Source organism: Acinetobacter sp. YH12126 (assembly GCF_013418745.1).
GTDB classification, from domain to species: Bacteria; Pseudomonadota; Gammaproteobacteria; order Pseudomonadales; family Moraxellaceae; genus Acinetobacter; species Acinetobacter amyesii.
Map to the genome: position 1 here is coordinate 1 of NZ_VPBM01000016.1, position 25,170 is coordinate 25,170.

The 25,170-nt window shown below is 41.3% G+C and carries 27 protein-coding genes and 3 pseudogenes; 10 read left to right on the top strand and 20 right to left on the bottom strand.

All coding sequences use genetic code 11. From position 1 onward, the window contains the following. Positions 1–391: 391 nt before the first annotated feature. The 3 genes from FTU62_RS11785 to FTU62_RS11795 are packed head-to-tail and all read right to left on the bottom strand — an operon-like array spanning position 392 to position 2,048. Positions 392–1,654, bottom strand: coding sequence for a hypothetical protein (locus FTU62_RS11785; RefSeq protein WP_180102759.1), 1,263 nt, complete (start codon positions 1,652–1,654; stop codon positions 392–394). Next, the gene (locus FTU62_RS11790) at positions 1,651–1,854 is read right to left on the bottom strand and encodes a hypothetical protein (RefSeq protein WP_180102760.1); all 204 of its coding nucleotides are present in this window, start codon (positions 1,852–1,854) and stop codon (positions 1,651–1,653) included. The genes FTU62_RS11785 and FTU62_RS11790 overlap by 4 nt, the downstream gene beginning before the upstream one ends. After that, on the bottom strand, positions 1,854–2,048 hold the full coding sequence (locus FTU62_RS11795) for a hypothetical protein (RefSeq protein WP_180102761.1): 195 nt from the start codon (positions 2,046–2,048) through the stop codon (positions 1,854–1,856). Before FTU62_RS11795 ends, FTU62_RS11790 begins: the two co-directional genes overlap by 1 nt. A 54-nt stretch (positions 2,049–2,102) precedes the next feature. Here FTU62_RS11795 and FTU62_RS11800 point away from each other — a divergent pair. Beyond that, positions 2,103–2,921 (top strand): annotated as a pseudogene (locus tag FTU62_RS11800) (oxygenase MpaB family protein); the annotation flags it as partial. Between the two features lie 48 nt (positions 2,922–2,969). Here the strand turns inward: FTU62_RS11800 and FTU62_RS11805 are convergent. The 3 genes from FTU62_RS11805 to def form a co-directional block, all read right to left on the bottom strand. Next, positions 2,970–5,033 carry a TonB-dependent copper receptor gene (locus tag FTU62_RS11805; protein WP_180102762.1) on the bottom strand — a complete coding sequence of 688 codons (2,064 nt, stop codon included), beginning with the start codon at positions 5,031–5,033 and terminating at the stop codon, positions 2,970–2,972. A 71-nt stretch (positions 5,034–5,104) separates the two neighbouring features. Continuing rightward, positions 5,105–5,524, bottom strand: a complete 420-nt coding sequence (locus FTU62_RS11810) for a DUF2946 family protein (protein ID WP_180063357.1) — start codon at positions 5,522–5,524, stop codon at positions 5,105–5,107. Between the two features lie 89 nt (positions 5,525–5,613). Further along, positions 5,614–6,144 carry a peptide deformylase gene (gene def / locus FTU62_RS11815; RefSeq protein WP_078191459.1) on the bottom strand — a complete coding sequence of 177 codons (531 nt, stop codon included), beginning with the start codon at positions 6,142–6,144 and terminating at the stop codon, positions 5,614–5,616. Positions 6,145–6,263: 119 nt separating this feature from the next. Here def and FTU62_RS11820 point away from each other — a divergent pair, with 119 nt between their 5' ends. From FTU62_RS11820 to FTU62_RS11830, 3 genes are all read left to right on the top strand, one after another. After that, positions 6,264–7,418: a LysM peptidoglycan-binding domain-containing protein gene (locus FTU62_RS11820; RefSeq protein WP_180102763.1), complete on the top strand. Its 1,155-nt coding sequence runs from the start codon at positions 6,264–6,266 to the stop codon at positions 7,416–7,418. A 109-nt stretch (positions 7,419–7,527) separates the two neighbouring features. After that, a complete protein-coding gene (gene dprA, locus FTU62_RS11825; protein WP_180102764.1) occupies positions 7,528–8,709 on the top strand; it encodes a DNA-processing protein DprA in 1,182 nt (393 codons plus the stop codon). Positions 8,710–8,740: 31 nt separating this feature from the next. Beyond that, the gene (locus tag FTU62_RS11830) at positions 8,741–9,310 is read left to right on the top strand and encodes an L-threonylcarbamoyladenylate synthase (protein WP_111885874.1); all 570 of its coding nucleotides are present in this window, start codon (positions 8,741–8,743) and stop codon (positions 9,308–9,310) included. Between the two features lie 441 nt (positions 9,311–9,751). Here FTU62_RS11830 and FTU62_RS11835 read toward each other — a convergent pair whose 3' ends face one another. Then, positions 9,752–10,633 carry a DMT family transporter gene (locus FTU62_RS11835; RefSeq protein ID WP_180102765.1) on the bottom strand — a complete coding sequence of 294 codons (882 nt, stop codon included), beginning with the start codon at positions 10,631–10,633 and terminating at the stop codon, positions 9,752–9,754. A gap of 122 nt (positions 10,634–10,755) precedes the next feature. Here FTU62_RS11835 and FTU62_RS11840 point away from each other — a divergent pair, with 122 nt between their 5' ends. The 5 genes and pseudogenes from FTU62_RS11840 (at position 10,756) to FTU62_RS11860 (ending at position 14,764) form a co-directional block, all read left to right on the top strand. Beyond that, positions 10,756–11,514, top strand: coding sequence for a helix-turn-helix transcriptional regulator (locus FTU62_RS11840; protein ID WP_180102766.1), 759 nt, complete (start codon positions 10,756–10,758; stop codon positions 11,512–11,514). A 144-nt stretch (positions 11,515–11,658) separates the two neighbouring features. Further along, the gene (locus tag FTU62_RS11845) at positions 11,659–12,204 is read left to right on the top strand and encodes a glutathione peroxidase (RefSeq protein ID WP_111885877.1); all 546 of its coding nucleotides are present in this window, start codon (positions 11,659–11,661) and stop codon (positions 12,202–12,204) included. A gap of 245 nt (positions 12,205–12,449) precedes the next feature. Continuing rightward, a pseudogene (locus FTU62_RS17640) lies at positions 12,450–12,827 on the top strand (RcnB family protein). Between the two features lie 141 nt (positions 12,828–12,968). After that, the gene (locus FTU62_RS11855; RefSeq protein WP_180102767.1) at positions 12,969–13,592 is read left to right on the top strand and encodes a hypothetical protein; all 624 of its coding nucleotides are present in this window, start codon (positions 12,969–12,971) and stop codon (positions 13,590–13,592) included. A gap of 158 nt (positions 13,593–13,750) precedes the next feature. Further along, on the top strand, positions 13,751–14,764 hold the full coding sequence (locus FTU62_RS11860; RefSeq protein WP_180102768.1) for a pirin family protein: 1,014 nt from the start codon (positions 13,751–13,753) through the stop codon (positions 14,762–14,764). Between the two features lie 7 nt (positions 14,765–14,771). On the opposite strand, the gene FTU62_RS11865 is transcribed toward FTU62_RS11860, so the two are convergent. Continuing rightward, positions 14,772–15,239: a hypothetical protein gene (locus FTU62_RS11865; protein ID WP_180102770.1), complete on the bottom strand. Its 468-nt coding sequence runs from the start codon at positions 15,237–15,239 to the stop codon at positions 14,772–14,774. A gap of 105 nt (positions 15,240–15,344) precedes the next feature. On the opposite strand from FTU62_RS11865, the gene FTU62_RS11870 reads away from it, so the two are divergent. After that, positions 15,345–15,788 carry an AAA family ATPase gene (locus FTU62_RS11870; RefSeq protein ID WP_168378802.1) on the top strand — a complete coding sequence of 148 codons (444 nt, stop codon included), beginning with the start codon at positions 15,345–15,347 and terminating at the stop codon, positions 15,786–15,788. A 6-nt stretch (positions 15,789–15,794) separates the two neighbouring features. Here FTU62_RS11870 and FTU62_RS11875 read toward each other — a convergent pair whose 3' ends face one another. The 12 genes and pseudogenes from FTU62_RS11875 to FTU62_RS11930 all read right to left on the bottom strand — a co-directional run bounded on the left by FTU62_RS11875 (position 15,795) and on the right by FTU62_RS11930 (position 25,040). Continuing rightward, entirely contained in the window at positions 15,795–16,100 is a 306-nt protein-coding gene (locus tag FTU62_RS11875) for a hypothetical protein (protein WP_111885882.1), read from the bottom strand. 140 nt (positions 16,101–16,240) lie between these two features. After that, positions 16,241–16,721 (bottom strand): annotated as a pseudogene (locus FTU62_RS11880) (DUF2846 domain-containing protein). A 129-nt stretch (positions 16,722–16,850) separates the two neighbouring features. Next, positions 16,851–17,270: a F0F1 ATP synthase subunit epsilon gene (locus FTU62_RS11885; RefSeq protein ID WP_078194022.1), complete on the bottom strand. Its 420-nt coding sequence runs from the start codon at positions 17,268–17,270 to the stop codon at positions 16,851–16,853. A gap of 26 nt (positions 17,271–17,296) precedes the next feature. Next, positions 17,297–18,691 carry a F0F1 ATP synthase subunit beta gene (atpD, locus tag FTU62_RS11890; protein WP_078191473.1) on the bottom strand — a complete coding sequence of 465 codons (1,395 nt, stop codon included), beginning with the start codon at positions 18,689–18,691 and terminating at the stop codon, positions 17,297–17,299. Positions 18,692–18,720: 29 nt separating this feature from the next. Continuing rightward, complete coding sequence (gene atpG / locus FTU62_RS11895; RefSeq protein WP_078191474.1) at positions 18,721–19,590, bottom strand: F0F1 ATP synthase subunit gamma; 870 nt, start codon at positions 19,588–19,590, stop codon at positions 18,721–18,723. 88 nt (positions 19,591–19,678) lie between these two features. After that, the gene (gene atpA / locus FTU62_RS11900) at positions 19,679–21,223 is read right to left on the bottom strand and encodes a F0F1 ATP synthase subunit alpha (protein WP_078194023.1); all 1,545 of its coding nucleotides are present in this window, start codon (positions 21,221–21,223) and stop codon (positions 19,679–19,681) included. Between the two features lie 42 nt (positions 21,224–21,265). Continuing rightward, positions 21,266–21,802, bottom strand: a complete 537-nt coding sequence (locus FTU62_RS11905) for a F0F1 ATP synthase subunit delta (RefSeq protein WP_078191476.1) — start codon at positions 21,800–21,802, stop codon at positions 21,266–21,268. A gap of 12 nt (positions 21,803–21,814) precedes the next feature. After that, entirely contained in the window at positions 21,815–22,285 is a 471-nt protein-coding gene (locus tag FTU62_RS11910; RefSeq protein ID WP_078191477.1) for a F0F1 ATP synthase subunit B, read from the bottom strand. 38 nt (positions 22,286–22,323) lie between these two features. Beyond that, complete coding sequence (gene atpE, locus FTU62_RS11915; RefSeq protein WP_000424060.1) at positions 22,324–22,569, bottom strand: F0F1 ATP synthase subunit C; 246 nt, start codon at positions 22,567–22,569, stop codon at positions 22,324–22,326. Positions 22,570–22,653: 84 nt separating this feature from the next. Then, positions 22,654–23,529, bottom strand: a complete 876-nt coding sequence (atpB, locus tag FTU62_RS11920) for a F0F1 ATP synthase subunit A (RefSeq protein ID WP_078194024.1) — start codon at positions 23,527–23,529, stop codon at positions 22,654–22,656. 102 nt (positions 23,530–23,631) lie between these two features. After that, a complete protein-coding gene (locus FTU62_RS11925) occupies positions 23,632–24,030 on the bottom strand; it encodes an ATP synthase subunit I (RefSeq protein ID WP_078194025.1) in 399 nt (132 codons plus the stop codon). A 170-nt stretch (positions 24,031–24,200) separates the two neighbouring features. Beyond that, positions 24,201–25,040, bottom strand: a complete 840-nt coding sequence (locus FTU62_RS11930; RefSeq protein WP_180102771.1) for a metal ABC transporter solute-binding protein, Zn/Mn family — start codon at positions 25,038–25,040, stop codon at positions 24,201–24,203. Between the last annotated feature and the right edge of the window lie 130 nt (positions 25,041–25,170).

Here is a 25,170-nt window from a genome sequence, read left to right on the forward strand (position 1 = left end):
AAATAAACTTCGAGTAATTTCTACCATCAATCAATGAAAATAATTTCGATCAATCAATCAGTAAAAATCCACACAAGTTGTTCTTCATAATCTCTTAATGATCTTCTTGTTGGTTCGTCACCAGCAATCTAGGTCGGCTATATTACTCTTTATTTCTAAAGAGTCAACAAGTAATTCAAATTATTTTTAAACTTATCAAATAAAACCAAACTTAATCAATTCAACCAAGTCATTGTTTTATCAGAAGTTTTAATCTTCATCACCGCCGATGGATGTGCATTCTACAGCATTTCACATCCGTTGCAACACCCTTTTCCATTTATTTTTAATTTTTCATTACGTTTGTTTATTTATTCTACTAAATCAGTGTTTTTTACTTAAAAAAGTGCTTTTAGCGTACAGAAAGCATGCAATACGCCACAGGCACCCATAAGATAAACATTAAAACTGGCATAACACCGTGCACTTCTTCAGGCTTTCTATACAACCACTGAATAAATGGAATGACGATACCAAATAATGTCGCCATTAATAGCACATCAATGAATCCACCTTTCAGCAGTAGCCACAGCAATACTGGCACACTCATCACCAAGCCAATTATCAATAAAACACAGTATTCGTATTTCCTGAGCTGCCAAAGTGTGAACCCTTGAATGATCCAGAAGCGTTCTGCAGATTCAAAATTTGATTTTAAGTCCATTTTGATCACGCCTAGATTGAATAAACTCAGTGCAATATAGATGGCACACATTAATTGGAATAATTGTGAAGCAGTGAAATCAAGGCTCATGATGTTCCAAGTATCCACCTGTGTGGCGAACCAATACAAAATCACGACCGCAGTAACCGAAATACCGATACTGACAATACGGTGGGTTAGAAATCTTTTATGAAATGCCTGACGAATAATGAGTTTATTTTGGTTGAGCCAGAGTGGGCTATATTTCTGTATCAGAAATAAGCTAGGTACTTGCAGCTTTATTGGTTTTAATTTTCTGCTGAGCAGCCAAAATTTTATTGCCGCTATACAGATGAAAGTAGACAACAGTACCGCAACGAGTTGAGCGTCCAATATCGCTAGGCTCAAAATGGGCAAATATGTCAAAAGACAGACTAAACCGAAATATTGATTCTGTTGTAAAAACAGCATTTGTATGATTAATAAATTAAAGATCCAAAGAAGCATCAATACACTCATACCAATGGAAGGCAAAAATTCATACTCTACCCAAACATATAGAAGCGCTAAAACAAATGGCAGTATCAGCAAGAAGCTTAAACTGCCTAAAAATTTGATTTCCACTGCAAATCGACTTTTGAGTGTGATGGGCAATAGCGCTAGATAGCCATACCTTTCCCCACCACTTAAAGCTTTACGCTGTATCGCACACCAAAATACATTTAAGGCAAGAAAGCCAGTCCAAAGAAACAAATTCGTGATTAATGATTTGCAATAAACCAAATCAATAATGGGCTGCACTAAAGATAAGAGCAGTCCGAATAGCATTGGCCCGAGAATTAATGTGATTAAAATAAGTAAATGCTTTTGCCGTGCAACTGCGTCTGCTGTGGTCTTGACATAAAATGTCCATCGATATTTCAAAAGCGTTTTTATGATTGTTCGCTGCCCAACATGTCTTTGTTTATTCATGCCGCCTGCTCATTGGACTTTAGCCGATCTAGCTCGATGATTTTTGCTACAAGACTGTCTCTAAATACTGGATCATGGCAAGACAATAGAATCAATTTCGATTGGCTCTGCTGTAAAAGTATACTTGTTAATTCAGCCAAGGCATTTTGATCTAAGCCATTGCTCGGTTCATCCAAAATCAGTAAAGGTGCCGAAGTCATTAAGGCTGCAACCAATAAAAACTTTTTGGTTGTGCAAAAGACATGTCAGCAAAAGGCGTGGCTAAATAGTGTTCTAATTTAAATTTTTCAATGAAGATTTGATACTGCTCATGCGCTATCCCTCGAATATCACACATTAAATTCAGAAACTCCTGCCCTTGTAAAAAATCATAAATAGGGCTTTTATCTGGCACATAGGCCACAAGTTTCTTGTATTCATTGTTGTGGGGGCATATTGCTGATCATTAATCAAAATGATGGTCGGTTATCTTTTCCCCGGTTTCAATCAGCCGCTCATGCTGACCGGTGCTTTAAATAAACAAGCCGGTACACGTCTGGCTGAAACTACCAAATGGTGGGTAGATATCACTGAAGAACGCGGACTCAAACGTTTGTATGCGGGGTTTACATCGACGATTTATGTGCGTTTTATTCACGCTTTGGTACGCCATCAACTCCAAAAAGGCAAAGACTGGGATTTTGCAACGTGGGGGGTGCCGATGAATCAATTTGACTTGGCGATGACCAATCTTGCCTTTAGCAGTATAGTACTTTTGGGCATTCGCGCTTTAGGAATTTTTCCATCAAAACAAGAAACTGAAAGCTTTTTACATTTTTGGCGTTATGTGGGTTGGTTAATGGGTATTGATGAAAAATGGTTAATTGAAAAAGAATCTGACGGTTGGAAGCTTTTATATTGGATGCAATTTGTCCACCCAAAATCAGATGCAAGTAGCGTAGCGCTTGGGGCAAGTTTATCTAAAGAACCTTTTGAACGACAGTACAAATACCTTCGACCACTTCAGCAAAAACTGGCTTATCGACAACATCTGGAGCTGACACAATTTTTTATTGGCAAAAAACGCATGCATAAATTAGGGCTCAAACCCCAGTCTGCCGCATGGTTTGCTTATTATTTATTGGCTAGAAATCTTGTCCTGTATTCAGGTGCTAAGCATCTCCCAAGTTTAAATCAAAAATTACAGCAAAAAGGCCGTGCGATTCAAAAACTCGGTTTAGCACTGTATCAAAGTAAGGCCAAACAACTGGCGAGTATGCACCAATAAAAAAAAGCAGAGCGATCGCTCTGCTTTTTGGATGACAAATATCAGAACTTAGAATTTCATCGAAATACGTGCCCAATAATTTCGGCCAATATTATTGAACTGTTCATCTGCCGCTAAGCCTGTACCGGCATCCCCCAACTTATTTAAATGTTCGGTGTAGGTTTTATTCAAGAGATTATCTACACCCACAGATACATCTACACCCTCATCAATATGATAAGTACCATTTAAAGAAAGCGTACCGAAGCCTGCACTTTTCTGTAGATCGTATCCCACAATATTACCTTGGTTTGGACTAATCCGATTTTGACCATCAACAACACGCCATAACGCACCCAAAGTATAATTATCCTGAATGTAACGTAAATTTACCCGAGCTTCTAAAGGTGAGATTTGTGGTAATGGCGTATTATCCGTGGTGTTTTCCCCCCACGCATACATTGCGCTGACATCTGCTTGGATCGCATCTGTAAATTGATAGCCAATCCCAGCTTCTGCACCTGCAATGGTTGCATCGATATTTCGACTATGCGCTTCCATACCTCCTATCATTCCTGTTCCAGGCTTATAACTCGTTAAAATATAATCATTCACCAAACCAGCATAAGCCGACACCCAAGAATTCAAAGCACCATGTTGATGTTGATAGCCCATATCTAACTGAAGCGTTTTTTCCGTATCAATATGATTGAATGTATTGATATCACCATTTCCTGATTTTGGGCTAAATAATTCCCAATAATCTGGCATACGTTCTACATAGCCTAAACCAATATAGGTTTTACCATCATCATGTTCAGGATGTGTATTTTCAAAACGGATAAAGCCACTTGTTAAGGTTTTATCCAATTTACGGTTATAACCTTGATCAATTGAATCTTGTCGTTCATCTTTCACATCGACTTGATCAAACCGAACACCTGAAACCAAACTGTTTTGATCATCAAAATGATAGGTTAATTCACCAAAACCACCATAAGACTGATATTTCATGTCTGTCATACGTGGCTGGTCTTGATAAACAATATGATTTTTTGAATCTGTTTTACGAATACTATGTTGGTTATTTTGGCTGTCGATACCCGTAATAAATTGAAGACTATCCCATTCATGGGTTACGGCCATACGAGCGTTTAATGTTTTACGAGCAACATTAGTCGCCATTTTCATCATTGGTTCAGGACGTAAACTATAGTTATCCATGACATGATCATTAAAACTATAGTTCACTTGTGCTTCAATTTTCTTAATCACCTCAGTGACATTCTTTTTCTCGACTCGAAGCCCCAAGCTTTCGCGGGCAAATTGTGAACCATCCATCATTCGGCCCGCGTACACCGCCTCACCATCGGCTTTACCTCCAGTAAGTTCTACCCATGTATCTTCGTTTGGCGTCCAACCGAGTGCCAAATCTGTATTCCAACGCTCCCAGTCTGACGGTACAGTATTACCATCTCCATCTTGGTAGCTGTCTGCAACAGAACGGCTAGCATTTAAACGGACATATTTATGCTCATCCCCCACGGCCGCTTCGACATTATGATCTAAACGACCATAAGAGCCGATCATCACACTGGCTTGACCACGGTAGTTTTTATCAGCATCGAACTGTTCCTGTTTGCGTTCAAACAAGACTGTTGCAGCAGAACCTGTATTGGCATATTGAACCGTTTGAGGTCCTTTAATTACTGAAATTCGGTCATAACTTTCAGGGGAAATATAAGAAGATGGTGCATCCATACGACTCGGACAAGCCCCTAAATTTTCAGTACCATCAGTCAAAATTTTAATGCGTGAACCAAACATGCCACGGAAGGTTGGATCTGCATTGGTTCCCCCATTTTTAATGGCACTAAACCCCACAATGCTTTTTAAATAATCAGCCCCATCACTGGCAGGTATCGGTTGAATCGGCTGTTTGGGGTTGGCACGAACAATCAGGCCATTGGCATCATTACCCTGATGTGATGTCACCACAATCGGTGCCAAAGTCTGTACGGCATTGGTTTCCGTCATCTCTACGGACATCTCATCTGCCATCACCGTAGTTGAATAGCAGGCAACACAAATTGCAGCCGCAAGAGGCTGTAGAAAAAATTTAGGCTGAGCCATGTTTATCTCACAAAATACATAAATAAAGGCGTACCTGAGTCCTCAAAGACCCAAGTTAAAAAACGTCGGATTTATGCAGCGAGTGGCGGGGCTCGACCTTGCGGAAGTAAAAAAAGTTGTTGAAGAACAAACCAGACATGCTTGAAAGCTTTTTGAAAAGCAATTAAACGAACTTGAATTCGATCAAGTACTTCTTTCACATCAAGTTCAGGGGGCAAAACCAAATTGCCATAGACCGTACAATACTGACATTGATGACTGGTATCATGTTCATGGGCAGTATGATCGACTTGAACTTTCTCAGCGTGAGCGGAAGATGAATGGTGTGAATGTGCGGTATGTTCAGCATGAACATTGGGAAGTAAAAGTGCACGCGTAATGGTTTCGCAGACCGGAGCAACTTGATATTGCTTGGGCAACAATGGCTGTAAAAAAACAGCAATCTGCAAAAAAACCGCTGCAAAGGACAGCAGCACTCCACTACGAAACAATACAGGCAAACCCTAACATTTGTCTGACCCAAGTATAACAAAGCCCAATCGAAATTGGGCTTGTCTCAGGTATTTTTAACTGCGATCAATTAACGTTTAACTGCGACTTTATCTTTTTGACGTTGGCGAACCAATTTTTCCACTTTGTCACGTGCACGTTGACGTTTCAAAGGCGATAGATAGTCGACGAATAACTTACCATTTAAGTGATCCATTTCATGTTGGATACAAACTGCGAGAAGTCCGTCCGCTTCCACTTCAAATGATTGACCTTCAAGGTTAATTGCCTGAATTTTTACACGTGACGGGCGCTCAACTTTATCGTATATTTGAGGCACTGATAAACAGCCTTCTTCATAGGGCTGCGTCTCTTGCGTCAATGGCGTAATTTTGGGGTTAATAAACACCATGGGTTGATCTTTTTCTTCAGATAAATCCATGACTATCAGCTGAATATGGTGATCTACCTGTGTTGCTGCCAGGCCAATTCCCGGTGCTTCATACATAGTTTCAAACATGTCGGCTGCTAACTGACGAATTTCATCAGTAACTTCTTCGACTGGTTTTGCAATGGTACGAAGACGGGGATCGGGGAAACTTAAAATAGGTAATAAGGCCATACGACGTCCTCACTTATGCCATTGATCAAAAAACAAAATGAAGGAATGCTTCATCAAAAAATTGTGTGTAATATCGTTATTATAACGCAGTTACATACATAATTTTAGGAATTATGATAATGAAAAAGGTTTTGAAGGGCATGCCAACTTTTAGTGCCTTGGGGTTTAAAAAACAATTATTGGCACTTACAGTCTGTGTAAGTGTGGGGATGGGAATGGTCAGTGTTGCAGAAGCTGCCCCTGCTCGTAACGTCAATCCACCCTCATTGAAGGCAGGTGCGCCTCAAGTTTATGTGGTGAAAAAAGGCGATACGTTGTGGGATATTTCCAAGCGTTTCTTAAAAAATCCTGTGCGCTGGCCTGAAATCTGGGCGAGCAATAAACACGTGAAAAATCCGCACTGGATTTTCCCAGGTGACCGCCTATTAATGTGTACCTACAATGGCCGCCCAATCATCGGTAAAGATGAAGGTGATGGTTGTGAAGGTATCATTCGTCGCTATACAGGTGGCACTAAACTTCAACCACAAGTTCGTGTTGAGTCCCTCAACAGTGCGATTCCGGTTATCCCATTAGAATATATTAAGCAATGGCTTGAGCGTAGCATGATTGTTGCCGCTGATTCTGTTGAAGGCACACCTTACATTTTAGGTACAGCTGATCAACGTGTATTGGCAGCCAAAGGCCAAACAGTTTATGCACGCGGTCAAGGCATGCAAGTCGGTCAACGATATGCTGTTTACCGTGAAGGCGAACCGTACATCTTTACCGATGCAAACGGCAAAAAATACAACGCAGGTTTAGAACTGACTCAAGTCGCTTCAGGTGTTGCTGTTCGTGGTGAAAATGACATTACCACTTTAGAACTAACCGATACTTATAATGCTGAAGTTCGTCGTGGCGATCGTGTTTTTCCTGAATATGACCCAATGCTGCCAACACTGTTCTATCCAACCAATGCAGAAAATGTCACTGCTGGCGGTAGTGTAGTTCGTGTTATGGGCTCGATTGGTACTGCAGCGGTTCACAGTGTTGTGACGATCGACCGTGGTAGCTTGCAAGGCGTTCAATCTGGTCAAGTCTTTAGCGTGAACCAAAAAGGTGAAATCGTGACTGATCCAAAAACCAAAGAACGTGTTCAACTTCCAGGACAACGTATTGGTAACATTATGGTATTCAAAACGTTTGATAACCTAAGCTATGCTTATGTACTTGAAAGCGAATTACCAATCAAAGTGGGTGCAACGATTCAGCCACCATTGATGGATGACTAAGACCAAATCCATAAAAATGAGGCTGTATACAGCCTCATTTTTATTATCCAACAACGATACCACTAATAATTTTAACCCATAAAAAGAAGACATATTCAAAGGTCTCATTATGCTCAACTCATTGACTGACTTGCATTTAGATTACATTCGCCTGTGGTTTGTGGTGCAACACTCACTTCGTAGTTTCTATAAAATTAAGCAGCACTATCCTGCCCTACACTACGCCCTTAAGCCTAATCAAATCACCACATGGCAAAAATTAGGACTGCATAAAAATCATTTAAAGCGCTTTGAGGAATTTCACAGCCCAAGTGGACAGCTTAGCTTTGAAAAATGTCTTAAGGATATTGAACAATACAGTGACTTTGTACTGATTCCTGAAGACCTAAACTATCCACAACAACTTTTACCTTATAGCGACAAGCCGCCGATTCTATTTGGGCAAGGTAATGCCCAAGCCTTGATGCAACCCCAAATTGCGATTGTTGGTAGCCGCAAACCCAGTCCCCAAGGTCGACAAATTGCCTATGATTTTGCTTATTATCTGAGTGAGCAAGGGTTCTATATCAATAGCGGTTTAGCACAAGGAATTGATGAAGCGGCACATCGCGCTGCCATACAACACCACAGAACCATTGCCGTGATGGGTACAGGTTTAGATCAAACTTATCCGACCGCACATCAGAGTTTAAGACAAGAGATCATCCAACATGGTGGGACCGTAATCAGTGAGTTTCTTCCACACACTCCACCCCTGCAACACCATTTTCCACATCGAAATCGTATCGTCAGTGGGCTCAGCCTTGGTGTCATCGTGGCGGAGGCGGCATTAAAAAGTGGTTCACTTATCACAGCTCAACGCGCTGCCGAACAAGGCAAATCTATTTTTGCCATTCCAGGGCATATTTATAGTGAGTCACATCAAGGTTGCCATCAACTCATACGCGAAGGTGCAATTTTGATTGATCATCCACAACAGGTCATTGAAGACTTGGCATTGGCTACACAATGGCAATCGCAGGCTGCCAAAACCTTAACAACCACCGAAATAGCGACACCCGAAACAGCAATACCGGACACCCCGCCACCCGAACCTATCCCAGAACATTTAATTGCGCTGTATCGGCAACTCGATTGGGTCGGCCAAGGCCTTGATCAATTGTCCATTCAACTCAAAATTGATACCGCGACATTGACCAGTCAACTGATGGAATTAGAGTTAATGGGCTATGCCGCACAACAAGCCGGACACTACTTACGTTGTCGAATGGGTAAATTAGGTTCACAATAGTCCTTTGTCGAATCAGATAAGGTCTATAGAAATGATTACCACCTCTGTTGCAGAAGCAGCTTCCTGTCTTAAAAAAGGTCAGGTTCTCGCATATCCTACAGAGGCTGTTTGGGGATTGGGCTGTGATCCCTACAATGAGCAAGCCTTTCTCGAAATTTTGCGCTTAAAACAACGTCCCATTGAAAAAGGTGTGATTTTGTTGGCGGCCAATGTCGCTCAAGTTGAACACCTGCTCCAAGGCTTAACAGAAGATATGCGTCAGCAAGTCATTGCGACATGGACCAACCGTAAACCCAATGAACGTGCAACTACATGGTTATTACCGGCTGGCGACCATATTCCAACATGGATTAAAGGCAATCATCCAAAAGTCGCAGTCCGTGTGACTACCCATTCTTTGTGTGTAGCTTTATGCCAAGCTTTTAATGGCTTTATTGTGTCTACTAGTGCCAATCCTGCGGGATTAACCCCTGCACGGTCCTTACAAGAAGCCAATCAGTATTTTGCCAATGAACTAAATTACTTAAATGGTGATCTCGGCCTAAGCCAAGAACCAAGCAAAATTATTGATGCTGAAACAGGTGAAATCATCCGCGCATAAGCTCGGATGCCTGTCTACACCTGCATTTCGGGAAAATATAGGAAAAAAAAAGCTCAGCCATATAGGGATGACTGAGCATAAAAAAGGATGTGTATAAAATCACATCCAGAGGGTCTTGCAATCTCTGGGTAAATATCAAGTAATTATTAAGAATTACTTCCTCATTTACGATGAAAGTATTATGTAATATTTTTTTAAATTTAACAAATATATTTTTTATATAAATAAAACTACTGATAAGCACTTTATTTCTGATTTTATAACTACTTAGTCAAAATATGTATCTATTTTTGATTGATTTTTAAGACGAGAATTTGTTTTTTTAATTCAGTTTTACACTCAAAAATCCATTTTCAAAAGATTTGCTCTATAAAAAATAAGTTTGTTTGCTTGTTTTTTTAATCAGCACTTCTCGTAAATTTTCAACTTTTTTTACTAGATTTACTTACGCTGCGCCAAGATCACCCCAGTAATCGCCATCACTGTGCCAACAGTATGATAAATCATCCACTGCTCAGCCAACCAGAAATAAGCAATGATCGCGGTAAATACCGGCATCAAATTCATAAAAATACTGGTGCGATTCGGCCCGAGATGTTGCACAGCCAACATCCATACCAACGGTGCAATCAATGATGGAAAAATTGCCGCATAAAATACACTTGGCGCATTCTCAGGATTAATCGCGTCTATGCCTAAATACAACACGAATGGCAAGTGATATAAAACGGCAAAGAAAATTTGTGCATATAAGCTCAACAATAGCGGAAGTTTCAGTTGCCATTTTTTTAAAAACACCCCATAAAAGGCATAAAAGAACACTGCGAAGATCATGAGGATGTCGCCGAAATGTCCGCCCATATTCAGTAATTGACTGAAATCTCCTTGCACAATGACAAACAATAGCCCCGTAAATGAAATCGCACAGCCCAAGATGGCATAGCGATTAGGTACATCTTTAAGTATGAAAAATGCAACGGCAATCGTAAAAACAGGGATAAAGGCATTGATGATGCCCATATTGGTCGCCGTCGTATAATGCGCAGCGGTATAGCCCAAACCTTGATATAACACCATGCCAAAAGCACTCAGCACAGCCAATTGCTGCCAATGCTGCTTGATCAGCTGTCTTTGCTGCCAAACGGTTTTCAGCATAAAGGGGGTTAATATCAAAAATGCAATAAACCATCGATAAAAACTAATACTGACCGGTGAAATATAATCAGTCACATAGCGGGTGACGGTAATATTCAAGGACCATATAAATACCGCGATCAGAGGCAAACAAATTGCAAATTTCGCCCAACGCGCTTGAAGCAACATGTCTGAATCCTCAATATATTGTGCAAAGATTGGTTTAGGTATTTTGAGTGATGTCTGTTTTAATTGAAATACATGATTTCAGACATTTATATTGTAGTTCCGACATTGACTCTTAGGCTTATATGACATCACCACCAATTGAACAACAGATCGAACTTTTTGAAGCACACTACACAACATTAGATACGGTCTACCCGCACAGTTGTCTTTGGGGTGATTTTAATTTTTGTCTCGATGGTATTTTCGAATATGAGATACAAGGGCAACACCATCTCTCACCTGCTAGTTATGGGGTGTGGATTCCTCCACATACAGAACATTGCTCAGTCGCGATTGATGAGCAACCTATTCATTATGTGGCAATCCGACTGGCACCAGATCTCTGCATAGATTTTCCCAAGCAGACGGAAGTATTTAGCATCCAGCCTTTTTTTCGTTTGTTGGTGCAAGAAATTTTAGCCTTTCCTACAGAACAACATACCACACCACCCTATCGACACCTACTACAGGTCTTATTCGACCAGTTAAAAACTGCACCCAAACATCAACATTATTTACCGCAAAGCCATGATGCGGTGTTAAAGCCGATCTTGGCGCAGCTTGCAGATGTAGATCATTTTAGTTTGAGCCTACAGCGATGCTTATCCAATGTCGGTTTGAGTGAGCGTCAGTTACTGCGGCTGAGTCAGAACGAACTGCAAATGAGCCTTTCTGAATGGCGAAACCGTGCAAAAATTATTTATGCCATTCAACAACTTCGCGCTGGTCAGTCTATTAAAGCTCTCAGCTATGAATTGGGCTATCAACACAGCTCAAGCTTTATTGAGTTTTTTAAACGCTATACAGGAAAAACCCCAAACCAACACCGAGCCACTACTTAAGGGATAAGCACTCAAGCAAGCCTCAGCTCGAATTCTGCAAACTACTACAAAAATTATGCGAAAAGCCTATCGATAAAAGCTTGCTGTTCACCAGATTTCCCTTTAAAACAAGGATGAAAGGCACAACTTCAATTAGGAACGAATATGTCAGCTTCAGTTTACGATATCCCAGTAAAAACCATTCAAGGTGATGACACCACACTCAATCAATACCAAGGCAAGGTTTTATTATTGGTCAATGTAGCCTCTAAATGTGGGCTAACACCGCAATATGAAGGCCTAGAAAAACTCTATACAGAGAAGAAATCACAAGGTTTTGAAGTCTTAGGTTTTCCTGCCAATAACTTTTTAGAACAAGAACCTGGTTCTGAAGCTGAAATTCAAGAATTTTGCTCAATCAACTACAAGGTTGATTTCCCACTTTTTGCAAAAATTTCTGTGGCAGGCGCGGATAAACACCCACTTTATCAAACCTTAACCCAAGCCATCCCTGAACGCATTGGTGAAGGCCCATGGTGGGATGATTTAGTTGAATATGGTTTAACTCCAAATCCTAAGCCTGAAGTTTTATGGAATTTTGAAAAATTCCTCGTGAATAAACAAGGCGAAGTTGTGGCTCGATTTGCACCTGACATCAAGGCAGATGATGCACGTATTGTCGATGCCATTAACGCTGAATTAGCCAAATAATTCGACAATATCTCAATATCTCAATATCTCAATATCTCAATATCTCAGTTAAGATTATTATGATTTTAACTGAGATTGATCATTTTAAATTATCACAATAATAGCTATTAATTATCATATGATGACAATTTAAATAATTTATTCATTATTTTAATATTTCACATACACATTGTTCAAAGCTTCCCTGTAAATACTCATTATCATGAGTCTTATCAATTCACATCCAGCAGTAAACAGGTGAACTTATGAATACATTAATGAAAGCTATCGTTTTATCTATTTCGACAGCACTTGTTGCTGCTCCAGCAATGGCTGCACCGCAAAATAGCCAACAACATGCACCTGCGTATAACCAAAATACGATAGCTCAATAACACACTAAACAATACACACGGGGTAAAAACCAAAGCCAGAACAAGAAAAAAGCGGTAAATCCATCACATACCTGGCGTTCTGGACAAAAAGTACCTTCTGAATACCGTGGTCATCGCTACAAAGGTGACCACAACAAATATAAAAAATTGTCTAAACCAGGCAAAAACCAACAATGGATTAAAGTGAATAGTGACTACATTTTAATGAATGCTGTCAGCCACGCCATGATCAAAATCATTGCGGGTTAAACCCACCAAAACATCAAAAGAGGGCAAATGCCCTCTTTTTTGTTCGAGCGATTATTTTGTTATTGCTTTGCAACAATCTATTTTTAATCCACATTCTGCCCCTATATTCAAAGCATAGACTTAACACATAGTGATGATTGAATGAAAAAGCTTGTGCAGAATGCCCTTCTCCCTTTTGCCATTTTTAGTGGTGTTTTGGTGCTGATTGGCTGTGAACCTGCCACAGCACCGCAACAGGAACAAGAAATCGCAGCAGAAAATGATCGCCCTGCAACAACATCAACAAACGAAGATCAATCTGCGACACAAAGTCAGGCGACAGATCAAAGCCAATTAAAAAGCGGCAATATGTTTTATATCGTTCGCGATGTTGCGGATATGCAACTTAAAGCCGGCACTTATGTTGAACAACTCAAACAAACGCAGGTCGATTTAGAAGCCGCAGTCAGCAACCAAGATCATCTCCAATTGCAAAAAGCGGCAACCCAGCTGCAACAGCAGCTCAAAGGTTTCAATCAAGCTTTGAATGATTTAAATCTAAAAAGCACTGAGATTAATGATATTCGCAGCAATCTACAGGCAGCGAATCAGCAAGTATTGGCCTCACCTTTTCTCAATGGACAAGTCGATTTAAGCAAAGTTGATTTTCAGAAAATTCAAAATCAAATGGGAAATATTCAAGCGGAAATGCTGAAATTGGCAGGTATGTTGATCCAAGACCAAGCAGGCAAAAGCTCATCTACTGCACCCACTGAAACTGAATAAATAGCGAAATCTAGCATTTCCATTGCATTCCATCTGTTTTCAATCAAAAAAGCGTTAGACCTTGAGCTAACGCTTTTTTTCTTACAGTTCCGCTATAGAACACGACTTTTTTTCCTTTTAGATTAATGCTTAATAATAAAGCCAATGATGGAACAGTTATGTCAAACGCTGTGATTTATAACATTACACCCATTACCTTTCGTTTAGATTTAAAAGATCCTTTCTTATTTACTGCTCATCATATCGATCATTTTCCTGCTGCAAATGCAGACATGGGGCCAAAAACAGCCGCAGAGAAAGATGAATTCAATATGTACTATGGCGATGTGGTTCCAGGTTTCCCAGAGCATCCACACACTGGCTTTGAAACCATTACCTTGGTTGAACAAGGCTATGTCGATCACTTTGACTCATTAGGCAATGGCGGACGCTATGCTGCAGGTGATGTGCAATGGCTGTCTACAGGCAATGGCGTTGAACACTGTGAAATGTTCCCTCTACTGCATGAAGATAAAGCCAATCCTTTTGAACTTTTCCAAATTTGGTTTAATTCATCAGCTGAACAGAAAACCCATGATGCTGACTATAAAATGTTTTGGCGTGAAGAGATTCCTCACGTCTTTGAAACAGATAGTGAAGGAAAAAAATCGGATATCCGTGTGATTTCAGGGCAGTTCAAATCCACTGATGCTATTTCCCGACCGCCACACTCATGGGCGGCTGCCGCAGAAAATAAGGTCAACATTTATTTAATCACCATGCAAGCAGATGCAGAGTTGGTGATTCCCGCAACAACAAGTAGCTCCAACCGTTTTGCTTATTTCTATCAAGGCAATACATTAGAAATAGAAGGTCAAACCATTCAGATGAAGCATTTGGTTGAACTCCAATCAGATGCCAACGTCCATCTCAAAGCAGGTGGATTAGAAGCACGGATTCTGTGGTTAGAAGGTGAACCGATTAATGAACCCGTGGCGATGCGCGGTCCATTTGTGCTCAATACCACGGAAGAACTCGATGCAGCTTTTAAACGCTATCGTGAAACCCATTTTGGAGATTGGCCTTGGCCAACACCTGCACCCGTTTTCAAACGTGATCAGGCTCGATTTGCCAGTTATGAAGGCGGTAAACGTGTAGAGCACCCAGAGCAGGAAAACTCACAAGCGTCTTAAAGTTCAATTAGTTGGATTGAGCAAATTCAAAAGTATTACAGTTTTTATCTTGTCCAAGTGCGCGCTGAACATCTTGTTTAAAACGTGCTTGGGCAAAGCTATATTGCTTCGGTAAAAATAAGGTAATACGTGTCGTCTGTGAATCTAAACTTTCGACCAACATTTTATGCAAATACGCCCCATTCTCAGTTCGTGCCATCAATGTCCCCTGCTCCAAATGCTCTTCTAAACGATTATCGGTATAGACGTAGCGATTGTTCGCGGTAAACGCAACACAGTGATTATAGGCTTGTCGCAGATTTCGAAAGGCGGTCATATATGGGATTTTAAGCTCCGTACTGATGCCATTATCAACCGATTCAGCGACAAGTGCAGCTTCAGTGGGAAGATTGGGTGTCGTGACGTATTGGCTTTGACATGCAACGAGCAAACTATAACAAAGACACAGCGATAAACTGTTGAAAAATTTGTGCATACGGACCTTTGCAACTTGTTTTTATTTATTTTGCAGAGATTGTAGCAAAACTGGGTTGCTGATTTAATACTCTACTATTCATTCCGTGCTTTCATTGCAAATGCTATGCAGCTGATTATTTTTACAGGCGTTCAAGCCTCTGGCAAATCCACCTTTTACATGTTGAATTTATATCATAGCCATTTACGTATTAATTTGGATATGTTGAAAACCCGACATCGGGAAAATATGATCTTTGAAGCTGGTTTGGCATCCAAAACAAAAATGGTGATTGATAATACAAATCCAGATCGGGAAGCTCGTGCTCGCTATATCCAACGTGCAGTTGATGCTGGGTTTGAAGTTATTGCTTATTATTTTGAAACCGATTTGGACAGTACCTTAAAGCGTAACAGTTTTCGTGAAGGCAAAGCCCATATTCCAGAAGTTGGCGTGCGTGCAACTTATCGCAAGCTTCAAGTTCCATCACAGGATGAAGGCTTTGATCAAATTTTTAAAATAAAAATTATCAGTCACGGCGAGTTTTCAATTTTACCCATGCATGAATAACAACCATTAACCTGCTTTTTGGCTATCTTTCCATTTTTTAAAAGCCGATTGCATGGCCTGACGCTCATATGGTTTCACTAAACGACTTTCTAATGAAGCAAAATCACCTTTATAAGCAGCAGCGACCATCGATTTTGCCAGTTCTTGAATACTCACGCGCCCACGGTGTTCATATTGCTGGACTTCTTCATGGGAGAGTTCAACATCCCAACATGACACGACAGAACTTAGATCAACCGCAATGCTCAAATAATATTGATCAAAGTCTTGATAAAGTTCCCAAAAATGCGGCTCATAGGCAATAAGGTTCATGGTGCAATGCTAGCTGATTGAATTTAATCACCATAAAGATTGTATTGAATAAAATATATTCAACTTTAGATTGATCAATTTCAACTAATTTAGGGATAAAAACTACCCTTTCGAGTAGCTTCTTATCTACATATGAACCTTTATTTCAATGCGATGGTGGCTTTGCTGCAATTACCGCCTTGTGCAAATGCATATTCGCTAATGGCCTTTTTTCCTGTTTGCTCATCAACCAGTTTTAAATTTGCCCCACCTACAAATGCGCCCATTTTAATAAATTGCTGAACAAAATATTGTTTACCTGCCGCAGTTTCAATATCCAAATGGTTAGGTGAAAATTTTGATTCAGTCGAAATTGTATGTTTTTGATTACCCATTACTTCTTTATAAAAAAATACTCCACGAGAGGTTTCACCTAACCATTCCCCATCTACCCATACATCTTTCTTTAAGGCAGGGCCTTTCACAGAAGCTGAGCGATATACGTAAATTCCTGCATTGACTTCTTGTTGGGGAATTAAATTATTCGACTAGTGCTGAAGCATTTTGATCTGCTTTAGGTACGGACGCACACCCGACAAATCCCAAAGATAATACTAATGTAAAAAAGATTTTATTAGACATCATTAATTCCATTGACATATTTTAAGCATATGAAAATTAAAAATTAATCAAAATATAGTCAAATTTATTTATTATTCAGGCATAAAAAAACCACCCTTTCGGGTGGCTCTTTCAATCTCAAACTGCGTCTTATTGAGCGCGGTTTTTGATTTTGCGGATGGTTTCCAACTGAGCAGCAGTTTCTGCAAGAGCAGCCAAAGCAGCAGCTGAGTCCAAGTCGCTCTTTTGATTTGCTAACAATTGTTCAGCTTGTTTACGAGCTTCAATAATTGCTGCTTCATCAAGGTTGTCAGCACGTACTGCAGTATCTGCAAGTACAGTAACAACGTGCGGTTGAACTTCAAGTACACCACCTGATACATAGATTAATTCTTCTGTACCATTTTCAAGCAGAACGCGGATTGCGCCCGGCTTGAGCAAAGTTACTAGTGGCGCATGGCCAGGCATAATACCCAACTCACCACCAGCACCTTTAGCAATTAGCATAGTTACAGCGCCAGAGTACAAAGACTCTTTAACACTTACAACGTCACATTGCATAGTCGCCATGAGAATCTCCTAAATTAGGGAACTAATTAAAGTTTCTCAGCTTTAGCAATAACTTCGTCAATACCACCAACCATGTAGAACGCTTGTTCTGGAATGTGGTCGTATTCACCAGCTAGAAGACCTTTAAAGCCACGAATTGTTTCTTTAAGCGGTACAAGTTTACCAGGAGCACCAGTAAACACTTCAGCTACGTGGAACGGTTGAGAGAAGAAACGTTGGATCTTACGTGCACGGTATACAGTAAGTTTGTCTTCTTCTGCCAATTCGTCCATACCAAGAATTGCGATAATGTCTTTCAATTCTTTGTAACGTTGAAGAACGTTTTGAACTGAACGAGCGATTTCGTAATGCTCAGTACCCACTACAAGTGGATCTAACTGACGTGAAGTAGAGTCAAGTGGATCGATCGCTGGGTAAATACCAGAAGATGCGATGTCACGGCTCAATACAACAGTCGCGTCCAAGTGAGCGAAGGTAGTCGCAGGCGATGGATCTGTTAAGTCATCGGCAGGTACGTATACCGCTTGGATTGACGTAATAGAACCAGACTTAGTAGACGTAATACGTTCTTGAAGAACACCCATCTCTTCTGCAAGAGTCGGTTGGTAACCTACTGCAGATGGCATACGACCTAGAAGTGCTGATACTTCAGTACCCGCTAGTGTATAACGATAGATGTTGTCGACGAACAATAGAACGTCACGGCCTTTACCGTTTTCATCTTTTTCGTCACGGAAGTACTCAGCCATAGTCAAACCAGTCAACGCTACACGTAAACGGTTACCTGGTGGCTCATTCATCTGACCGTAGACCATTGCTACTTTGTCTAGAACGTTTGAGTCTTTCATTTCGTGATAGAAGTCATTACCTTCACGAGTACGTTCACCAACACCAGCAAACACAGATAAACCTGAGTGAGCTTTCGCGATGTTGTTGATCAACTCCATCATGTTTACAGTTTTACCAACACCGGCACCACCGAACAGACCAACTTTACCACCTTTAGCGAACGGGCAAAGTAAGTCAATGACTTTAATACCAGTTTCTAAAAGGTCAGTAGAAGCCGCTTGTTCTGCATAAGAAGGCGCTTGACGGTGAATTGGTAAACGAGCTTCAGTACCAACAGGACCAGCTTCGTCGATCGGGCGACCAAGAACGTCCATGATACGACCTAAACATGCAGTACCTACAGGTACAGAGATAGGCGCGCCAGTGTTAGTTACAGTAAGACCACGCTTAAGGCCTTCAGTAGAACCCATTGCAATAGTACGAACTACGCCATCACCAAGTTGCTGCTGAACTTCTAATGTAGTTTCAGTACCATCAACATGGAGAGCGTCATAGATCTTAGGAACGCTGTTACGTTCAAACTCGACGTCGATAACCGCGCCGATGATCTGAATGATACGACCGCTACTCATTGCTGTCTCCTCAATTCAAACTAATAATGTTAAACGGCAGCGGCACCACCAACGATCTCAGAGATTTCCTGAGTAATCGCGGCTTGACGCAGCTTGTTATAAATAAGTTGTAGGCTCTTGATCAATTCACCCGCGTTATCAGTTGCAGCTTTCATTGCAACCATACGAGCAGACTGTTCACATGCGATGTTTTCAATCACACCTTGATAAACCATAGACTCAATGTAACGAACCAATAAACCATTTAGAAGCTCTTCAGCTTCTGGTTCATAGATATAGTCCCAACCGTATTGACGATTTAGGCCTTCGCTTTCCTCAGCAGCTGCTAAAGGAACAAGCTGTTCGATTTTTTGGTTTTGAGTCATGGCGTTGACAAAGCCGTTTGACACTAGATAAATACGATCTAACTCGCCTTTATCAAACGCGTCTAACATCACCTGTACAGAACCAGTTAACTGTTCAAGACTCGGAGCATCACCTACGTTTGTAGTTGCACCAAGAACTTTACCGCCGTAGTTTTTAAAAAACGAAACCGCTTTTTGACCAATTAAAGCAAATTGAACTTCAATTGACTGCTCTTGTTGCTGTTGTACGTGTTTGACCACTTTTTTGAACAAGTTAATGTTCAAACCACCAGCAAGGCCGCGATCTGAAGAAACAATGATATAGCCAACGCGCTTTACAGGACGTTCAACCATATAACGGTGTTTGTATTCAGGGTTCGCTTGTACCAAATGAGCAATTACACGGTGCATATTTTCGGCATACGGACGGCCTTGAGCCATGCGCTCTTGCGCACGACGCATCTTAGAAGCTGCTACCATCTGCATCGCGCGAGTAATTTTCTGCGTGCTTTTGATACTAGCTACTTTGGCGCGAATTTCTTTTAAATTTGCCATACGCTTAACCTAGTATTCGAAAGCCCTTTCGAGCTTTCGAAGGTTGATCCGTGAACCAAACCAGAACCAGATTCAACATCGTTGAATCTTAGTAAGTTTGAGTCGCTTTAAAGCTTTCAATACCTGCTTTGATTGCTGCTTCGATTTCTTTATCGTAAGCACCAGTCTCGTCAATTTTTTGCATTAACGCAGCATGTTCTGAACGGAAGTAAGAGATCAACGCAGCATCAAATGCAACGATTTTCTTCACTTCTACGTCAGCCATATAGCCTTCGTTAGATGCATAAATTGAAACAGCTTGGTCAGCAATTGAGTATGGAGCATATTGTTTTTGCTTCATAAGCTCAGTTACACGTTGACCATGTTCAAGCTGTTTACGAGTTGCTTCGTCAAGGTCAGAAGCGAACTGAGCAAACGCAGCTAATTCACGGTATTGCGCAAGAGCGGTACGGATACCACCTGACAATTTTTTGATGATCTTAGTCTGAGCAGAACCACCAACACGTGATACAGAGATACCCGCGTTCACAGCAGGACGAATACCTGCGTTGAATAATGATGTTTCTAAGAAGATCTGACCGTCAGTAATCGAAATTACGTTTGTAGGTACGAATGCAGATACGTCACCGGCTTGAGTTTCAATAATCGGTAATGCAGTTAATGAACCAGTTTGGCCTTTAACTTCACCGTTAGTGAATTTCTCAACGTAGTCAGCAGATACACGTGAAGCACGTTCAAGTAAACGTGAGTGTAGATAGAATACGTCACCAGGATATGCTTCACGACCTGGTGGACGACGTAGAAGCAATGAAATTTGACGGTAAGCAACAGCTTGTTTAGACAAGTCATCATAAATGATAAGCGCGTCTTCACCGCGGTCACGGAAGTACTCACCCATTGTACAACCAGCATACGGAGCAAGATACTGCATCGCTGCAGGATCAGCTGCAGCAGCTGCTACAACAGTTGTGTACGCCATAGCGCCAGTTTCTTCTAGCTTGCGCACAACGTTAGCGATAGTCGATTGTTTTTGACCAATTGCTACGTAGATACATTTAATGCCAGAGTTTTTCTGAGCGATGATCGCATCGATCGCCATAGCTGTTTTACCAGTTTGACGGTCACCGATGATCAACTCACGTTGACCACGACCAACAGGGATCATTGTATCTACTGATTTATAACCAGTTTGTACAGGTTGATCCACTGATTGACGCCAAATTACGCCTGGTGCTACTTTTTCAACAGCATCAGTAAGTTTTGCGTCAATAGGGCCTTTACCATCAATTGGGTTACCCAAAGCATCTACTACACGGCCTAAAAGTTCTGGACCAACCGGAACTTCTAATACACGACCTGTGCAACGAGCTTTTTGACCTTCTTGAAGGCTTAAGTAGTTACCTAAGACAACGGCACCCACTGAATCCTGTTCTAGGTTCAGTGCCATACCAAATAAGCCGCCGTCGAATTCGATCATTTCACCGTACATTGCATCAGCAAGGCCGTGAATGCGCACAATACCGTCGGAAACCATAACAATGGTCCCTTCGTTCTTAGCGGTCGCGCTGGTGTCCAGATCGCCGATACGCTGTTTAATGAGCGCACTGATCTCGGATGGATTCAGTTGTTGCATTGCGCTATACCTCAATCTTTTTAAAGTTCAGTCTTCAAGCTGTTAAGCAAGAAGACGAGTCCGCATTTTTTCAAGCTTGTTAAGCGCAGAATCATCTATCACTTGGTCGCCTGCACGAATAACTACACCCGCGATTAACGCTGGGTTAACTTCTACTGAAACATTTACGGCAGCTTCGAATTTTTTCTCTAATGCATGCGCAAGTAATTGTTCTTGTACAGAAGTCAATGGGAATGCAGATTCAATCACTACATCCACAGTATTGTTATTCTGTGATTTGAGCTGTTCGTATTCTTCTGAAATTTCAGGAAGAAGTGCCAGACGGTCATTATCAGCAAGCAATGTCAAAAAGTTTGACACTGCTGCAGTCTGGTCTTCACCTAAAACTTTTGCGAAAACACTTACCTGCTCAGCAGGAGTAAGCTCAGGGCGATTTAGATAAGCTGAAAATGCTTCGTCTTGCACCGCAGCACTGAGCAAGTTTAATGCATTTGACCAAGCGTCAGTTGCATTTTGCTCAGAAGCGTAAGCAAATGCTGCTTTAGCGTATGGGCGTGCCAACGTCAAGAGTTCAGCCATAATCCGCCTCTCTTAAAGTTTAGCAGCCAGCTGAGTCAGCATGGCATTGTGAGCTTCTGCGTCAACTTGCTGGTTCAGAATTTTTTCTGCGCCAGTAACTGCAAGAGCAGCAACTTGTTGACGTAATTCTTCGCGAGCAGCATTGATTTCAGTATCAACAGCTTCTTTAGCTTGTTGACGAATACGCTCACCTTCAGCCGCAGCTTGAGTACGCGCTTCTTCTACCAATTGCGCACCACGACGGTTCGCTTGTTCGATCAATTGAGCCGCTTGTGCTTTAGCCGCATCTAATTCAGCTTTCACTTGTGCTTGCGCATCCGCAAGGTCAGCTTTCGCTTTTTCAGCAGCGTTTAAGCCATCAGCGATTTTACGCTGACGCTCACTAATCGCATTGATTAGTGGTGGCCAAACAAATTTCATGCAGAATGCGACAAAAATCGCAAAAGCAATCGCTTGGCCAATCAATGTGAGGTTGATATTCATTGCTATTCCTCAATAGTTTAATTTAGGAATTAAGCTGATTAACCTACAAATGGATTAGCGAAGATGAAGAACAAGCCAATACCAACACCGATCATAGGCACAGCATCAAGAAGACCCGCGATTAAGAACATACGAGTTTGAAGTTGTGGAGCCAATTCTGGTTGACGAGCAACAGCTTCTAAGAAACGGCCGCCTAGAAGACCAAAACCAATCGCAGTACCTAAAGCACCAAAAGCGATCAAGATAGCAGATGCAATTGCAACTAGACCTAAAGTGAGTTCCATGATAATTCCTCAGAGGTTAGGTTTATACCAAATTAAGTTAAAAAATTGTGTGCCCAACCACCCTTTGACAGTTGAGCAATACCATTAATGCTTTTCGCTAGCCATACTCATATATACGATAGTCAACATCATGAAAATGAATGCTTGTAACGTAATAACAAGAATATGGAAGATCGCCCAAGGCACAGACAACGCCCACTGGATCCAGAACGGTAGTAATGCGATCAAGATGAAGATCAACTCACCCGCATACATGTTACCGAACAGTCGAAGAGCCAATGAGATTGGACGTGCAATAAAAGTTACTAATTCAAGAATAATGTTTACTGGAATAAGTAATGCTTTTAAAACTGGGTTACTTGGGTTAAATGGGTTAAGTGCAAATTCTGCACCGAATCCGACAAGACCTTTCTCACGGATACTATAGAAAATAGTTAACGCAAATACTGACAATGCCATACCAAGGGTAATGTTAGGATCAGTAGATGGAACGATTTTGAAGTAAACGTGGTGAGGATCCATACCAAACACGTTAGCACCGATCAATTGAGCTGTATAAGGAATCCAGTCAACAGGGATCAAGTCCATCAAGTTCATGAGGAAAATCCACACGAAGATGGTCAACGCTAACGGCGCGATTAAGCGCGATTTGCCATGGAAAGTGTCACGGACACTTGAGTCAACGAACTCGATAATCATTTCGATTGCAGACTGGAACTTGGTCGGAACACCAGAGTTTGCAGCTTTCGCCACAACCCAGAACAACAAACAGAAAACAATACCAAGGCCGATAGACCAACCCATTGAATCCAAGTGAATAGCAGTGAACCCCATCTCTTGAGCTTCTTTAGCAGTCTCAGCTAACTTCCAAGTACCATCTGGCATTTTGCCATAGGTCATGTTAGTCAAGTGATGCTGAATGTACTCGGTCGAAGTAAGGGCATGTTCTTCAGCAGCCATAAATCACACCTGGTCAATGTCAAAACTAATAGAGAAAACGAATATCGCGTGCTGCCTGATATCTCGTTACTCTCCAAAAAACTTTTCAATTTTTTGTTGTGCTTATACTCGTTTTTTTAAGCGTGTTGCCCAAAAAGGAGCGACCCACGACATACTTTGTACGAGCATAAAACCACAAAACAATGCCACCGCTGACAACGGTTTGACATTGATCAAAATCAAAATGAATCCAACAATCACGATTGCAAACTTGCCCATTAAGCCACGATACATGTTTGACAGCACCTGTTTAGAGGCACGGGCACCAGCCGCACGAAACGACTGCCATGAAAAGTAGCTACTTGCTAGCCAGCATACCAACGCACCCAAAGCTGCACTATATGCTGTGATTGTGTCTTTAAGGACCCAACCAATCAGGGCTGAAACAGGAATCATTACTGCTTGTAAGATGACTAAAGCTTTCGCTAATCGTCGATCAATCATGCGACTAGTTCGACTCATTTTTGTTCACTCACAGCAATTCTGCTTGACAAGTTTAACTGATGATTATTTTTAATCGCAGGCATTATAGAGTTACACCCCTTAACTTGCAATCTTTTCCCGACCTTAGTCGTGTTTTTTTAAATTGGTAAACTGCTTTCAAACTAATCAATAGTTGTTTGTTTTTTACATTACTTTCGCGCATTTAGTGTGCACTTAAGGGTTTTATCAGCCAACATCTTCCATGCTGTTACAAAATCCCCTGCCCCACTCATGGTTTCGTCCACCGGCTGAAAGACGATGCCACCGAGCTTTTGATACTGATTTTGGCTGGCATGTGCTTCTGCAAGTAAGCATATTTTTGGCTGCGCGCGATGGTCTTTCAGGTATTTGATTTGTGCCAATGTCGGTGCGACATGTGGATCATCGGTCAACGCACCGGTAAATTTCAAATTCAGTGAGCGCTCAAGATATTGATAGGCATCGTGGTAAGACCAGTAAGGCTGAGCACGGCTCGACACATCTGTTTTTTGGGCTGTGATCAAGAGTTTCTGCGCAAATGCACGCGCATTAGCCCAATATTTTTCACGATGTTCTGGAAACTGTTGTGAACGTAAAGCAGCAATAAAAAAGCCGATTCGAACTGCATTGTTAGGTTCAAGCCAAACATGGGTATCGATTGTGCCTTTTAATGCATTGCCACGGACATCCCGTAATGGCAAAGCACTGATAATGCCTGAGTCTAAAATAGCAATACTTTTGCCACTTTCACCCAACATTTTTGCTAAAGGTGCTTCGTGTGCATCGCCTAACCATAAAACGAGATTGGCATCTTGCACGGTTTTACGGTGCGCAGGCGTCAAACTCACATCATGTCCAGATTGATGGTCAAGCAATAGTTTTGGCTGCTCTACACCCTTGAGTACATCCTTCGCGATTAGATAAATCGGTTGTGTAGAAACAACGAGGCCTTGCGCCCAGCTCATCACACTAAATAAAGCCAAACTACAAAAAAGAATTACACGGGACATGGGGAGAGAGCACCATAAAATGAATAGTGTTATAATATAACAAAATCGTAAAAAAACCTACGTCTGTTCGTAAGTCCTTACGCTTCATGTTAAGATTTAAAGTCTTTTTCTTTATACAGTTTCGTACTCG

Bases quoted from the DNA above. Each gene is read 5' to 3' on its own strand.
- FTU62_RS11855 (WP_180102767.1), top strand. From the start codon at position 12,969: ATGAAAAAGCTTGTGCAGAATGCCCTTCTCCCTTTTGCCATTTTTAGT.
- FTU62_RS11790 (WP_180102760.1), bottom strand. From the start codon at position 1,854: ATGACTTCGGCACCTTTACTGATTTTGGATGAACCGAGCAATGGCTTA.
- FTU62_RS11930 (WP_180102771.1), bottom strand. From the start codon at position 25,040: ATGTCCCGTGTAATTCTTTTTTGTAGTTTGGCTTTATTTAGTGTGATG.
- atpG (WP_078191474.1), bottom strand. From the start codon at position 19,590: ATGGCAAATTTAAAAGAAATTCGCGCCAAAGTAGCTAGTATCAAAAGC.
- FTU62_RS11845 (WP_111885877.1), top strand. From the start codon at position 11,659: ATGTCAGCTTCAGTTTACGATATCCCAGTAAAAACCATTCAAGGTGAT.
- atpA (WP_078194023.1), bottom strand. From the start codon at position 21,223: ATGCAACAACTGAATCCATCCGAGATCAGTGCGCTCATTAAACAGCGT.
- FTU62_RS11865 (WP_180102770.1), bottom strand. From the start codon at position 15,239: ATGCACAAATTTTTCAACAGTTTATCGCTGTGTCTTTGTTATAGTTTG.
- FTU62_RS11820 (WP_180102763.1), top strand. From the start codon at position 6,264: ATGAAAAAGGTTTTGAAGGGCATGCCAACTTTTAGTGCCTTGGGGTTT.
- FTU62_RS11835 (WP_180102765.1), bottom strand. From the start codon at position 10,633: ATGTTGCTTCAAGCGCGTTGGGCGAAATTTGCAATTTGTTTGCCTCTG.
- FTU62_RS11805 (WP_180102762.1), bottom strand. From the start codon at position 5,033: ATGGCTCAGCCTAAATTTTTTCTACAGCCTCTTGCGGCTGCAATTTGT.
- FTU62_RS11860 (WP_180102768.1), top strand. From the start codon at position 13,751: ATGTCAAACGCTGTGATTTATAACATTACACCCATTACCTTTCGTTTA.
- FTU62_RS11885 (WP_078194022.1), bottom strand. From the start codon at position 17,270: ATGGCGACTATGCAATGTGACGTTGTAAGTGTTAAAGAGTCTTTGTAC.
- FTU62_RS11875 (WP_111885882.1), bottom strand. From the start codon at position 16,100: ATGAACCTTATTGCCTATGAGCCGCATTTTTGGGAACTTTATCAAGAC.
- dprA (WP_180102764.1), top strand. From the start codon at position 7,528: ATGCTCAACTCATTGACTGACTTGCATTTAGATTACATTCGCCTGTGG.
- atpE (WP_000424060.1), bottom strand. From the start codon at position 22,569: ATGGAACTCACTTTAGGTCTAGTTGCAATTGCATCTGCTATCTTGATC.
- atpB (WP_078194024.1), bottom strand. From the start codon at position 23,529: ATGGCTGCTGAAGAACATGCCCTTACTTCGACCGAGTACATTCAGCAT.
- FTU62_RS11840 (WP_180102766.1), top strand. From the start codon at position 10,756: ATGACATCACCACCAATTGAACAACAGATCGAACTTTTTGAAGCACAC.
- def (WP_078191459.1), bottom strand. From the start codon at position 6,144: ATGGCCTTATTACCTATTTTAAGTTTCCCCGATCCCCGTCTTCGTACC.
- FTU62_RS11925 (WP_078194025.1), bottom strand. From the start codon at position 24,030: ATGAGTCGAACTAGTCGCATGATTGATCGACGATTAGCGAAAGCTTTA.
- FTU62_RS11910 (WP_078191477.1), bottom strand. From the start codon at position 22,285: ATGAATATCAACCTCACATTGATTGGCCAAGCGATTGCTTTTGCGATT.
- FTU62_RS11905 (WP_078191476.1), bottom strand. From the start codon at position 21,802: ATGGCTGAACTCTTGACGTTGGCACGCCCATACGCTAAAGCAGCATTT.
- FTU62_RS11785 (WP_180102759.1), bottom strand. From the start codon at position 1,654: ATGAATAAACAAAGACATGTTGGGCAGCGAACAATCATAAAAACGCTT.
- FTU62_RS11830 (WP_111885874.1), top strand. From the start codon at position 8,741: ATGATTACCACCTCTGTTGCAGAAGCAGCTTCCTGTCTTAAAAAAGGT.
- atpD (WP_078191473.1), bottom strand. From the start codon at position 18,691: ATGAGTAGCGGTCGTATCATTCAGATCATCGGCGCGGTTATCGACGTC.
- FTU62_RS11870 (WP_168378802.1), top strand. From the start codon at position 15,345: ATGCAGCTGATTATTTTTACAGGCGTTCAAGCCTCTGGCAAATCCACC.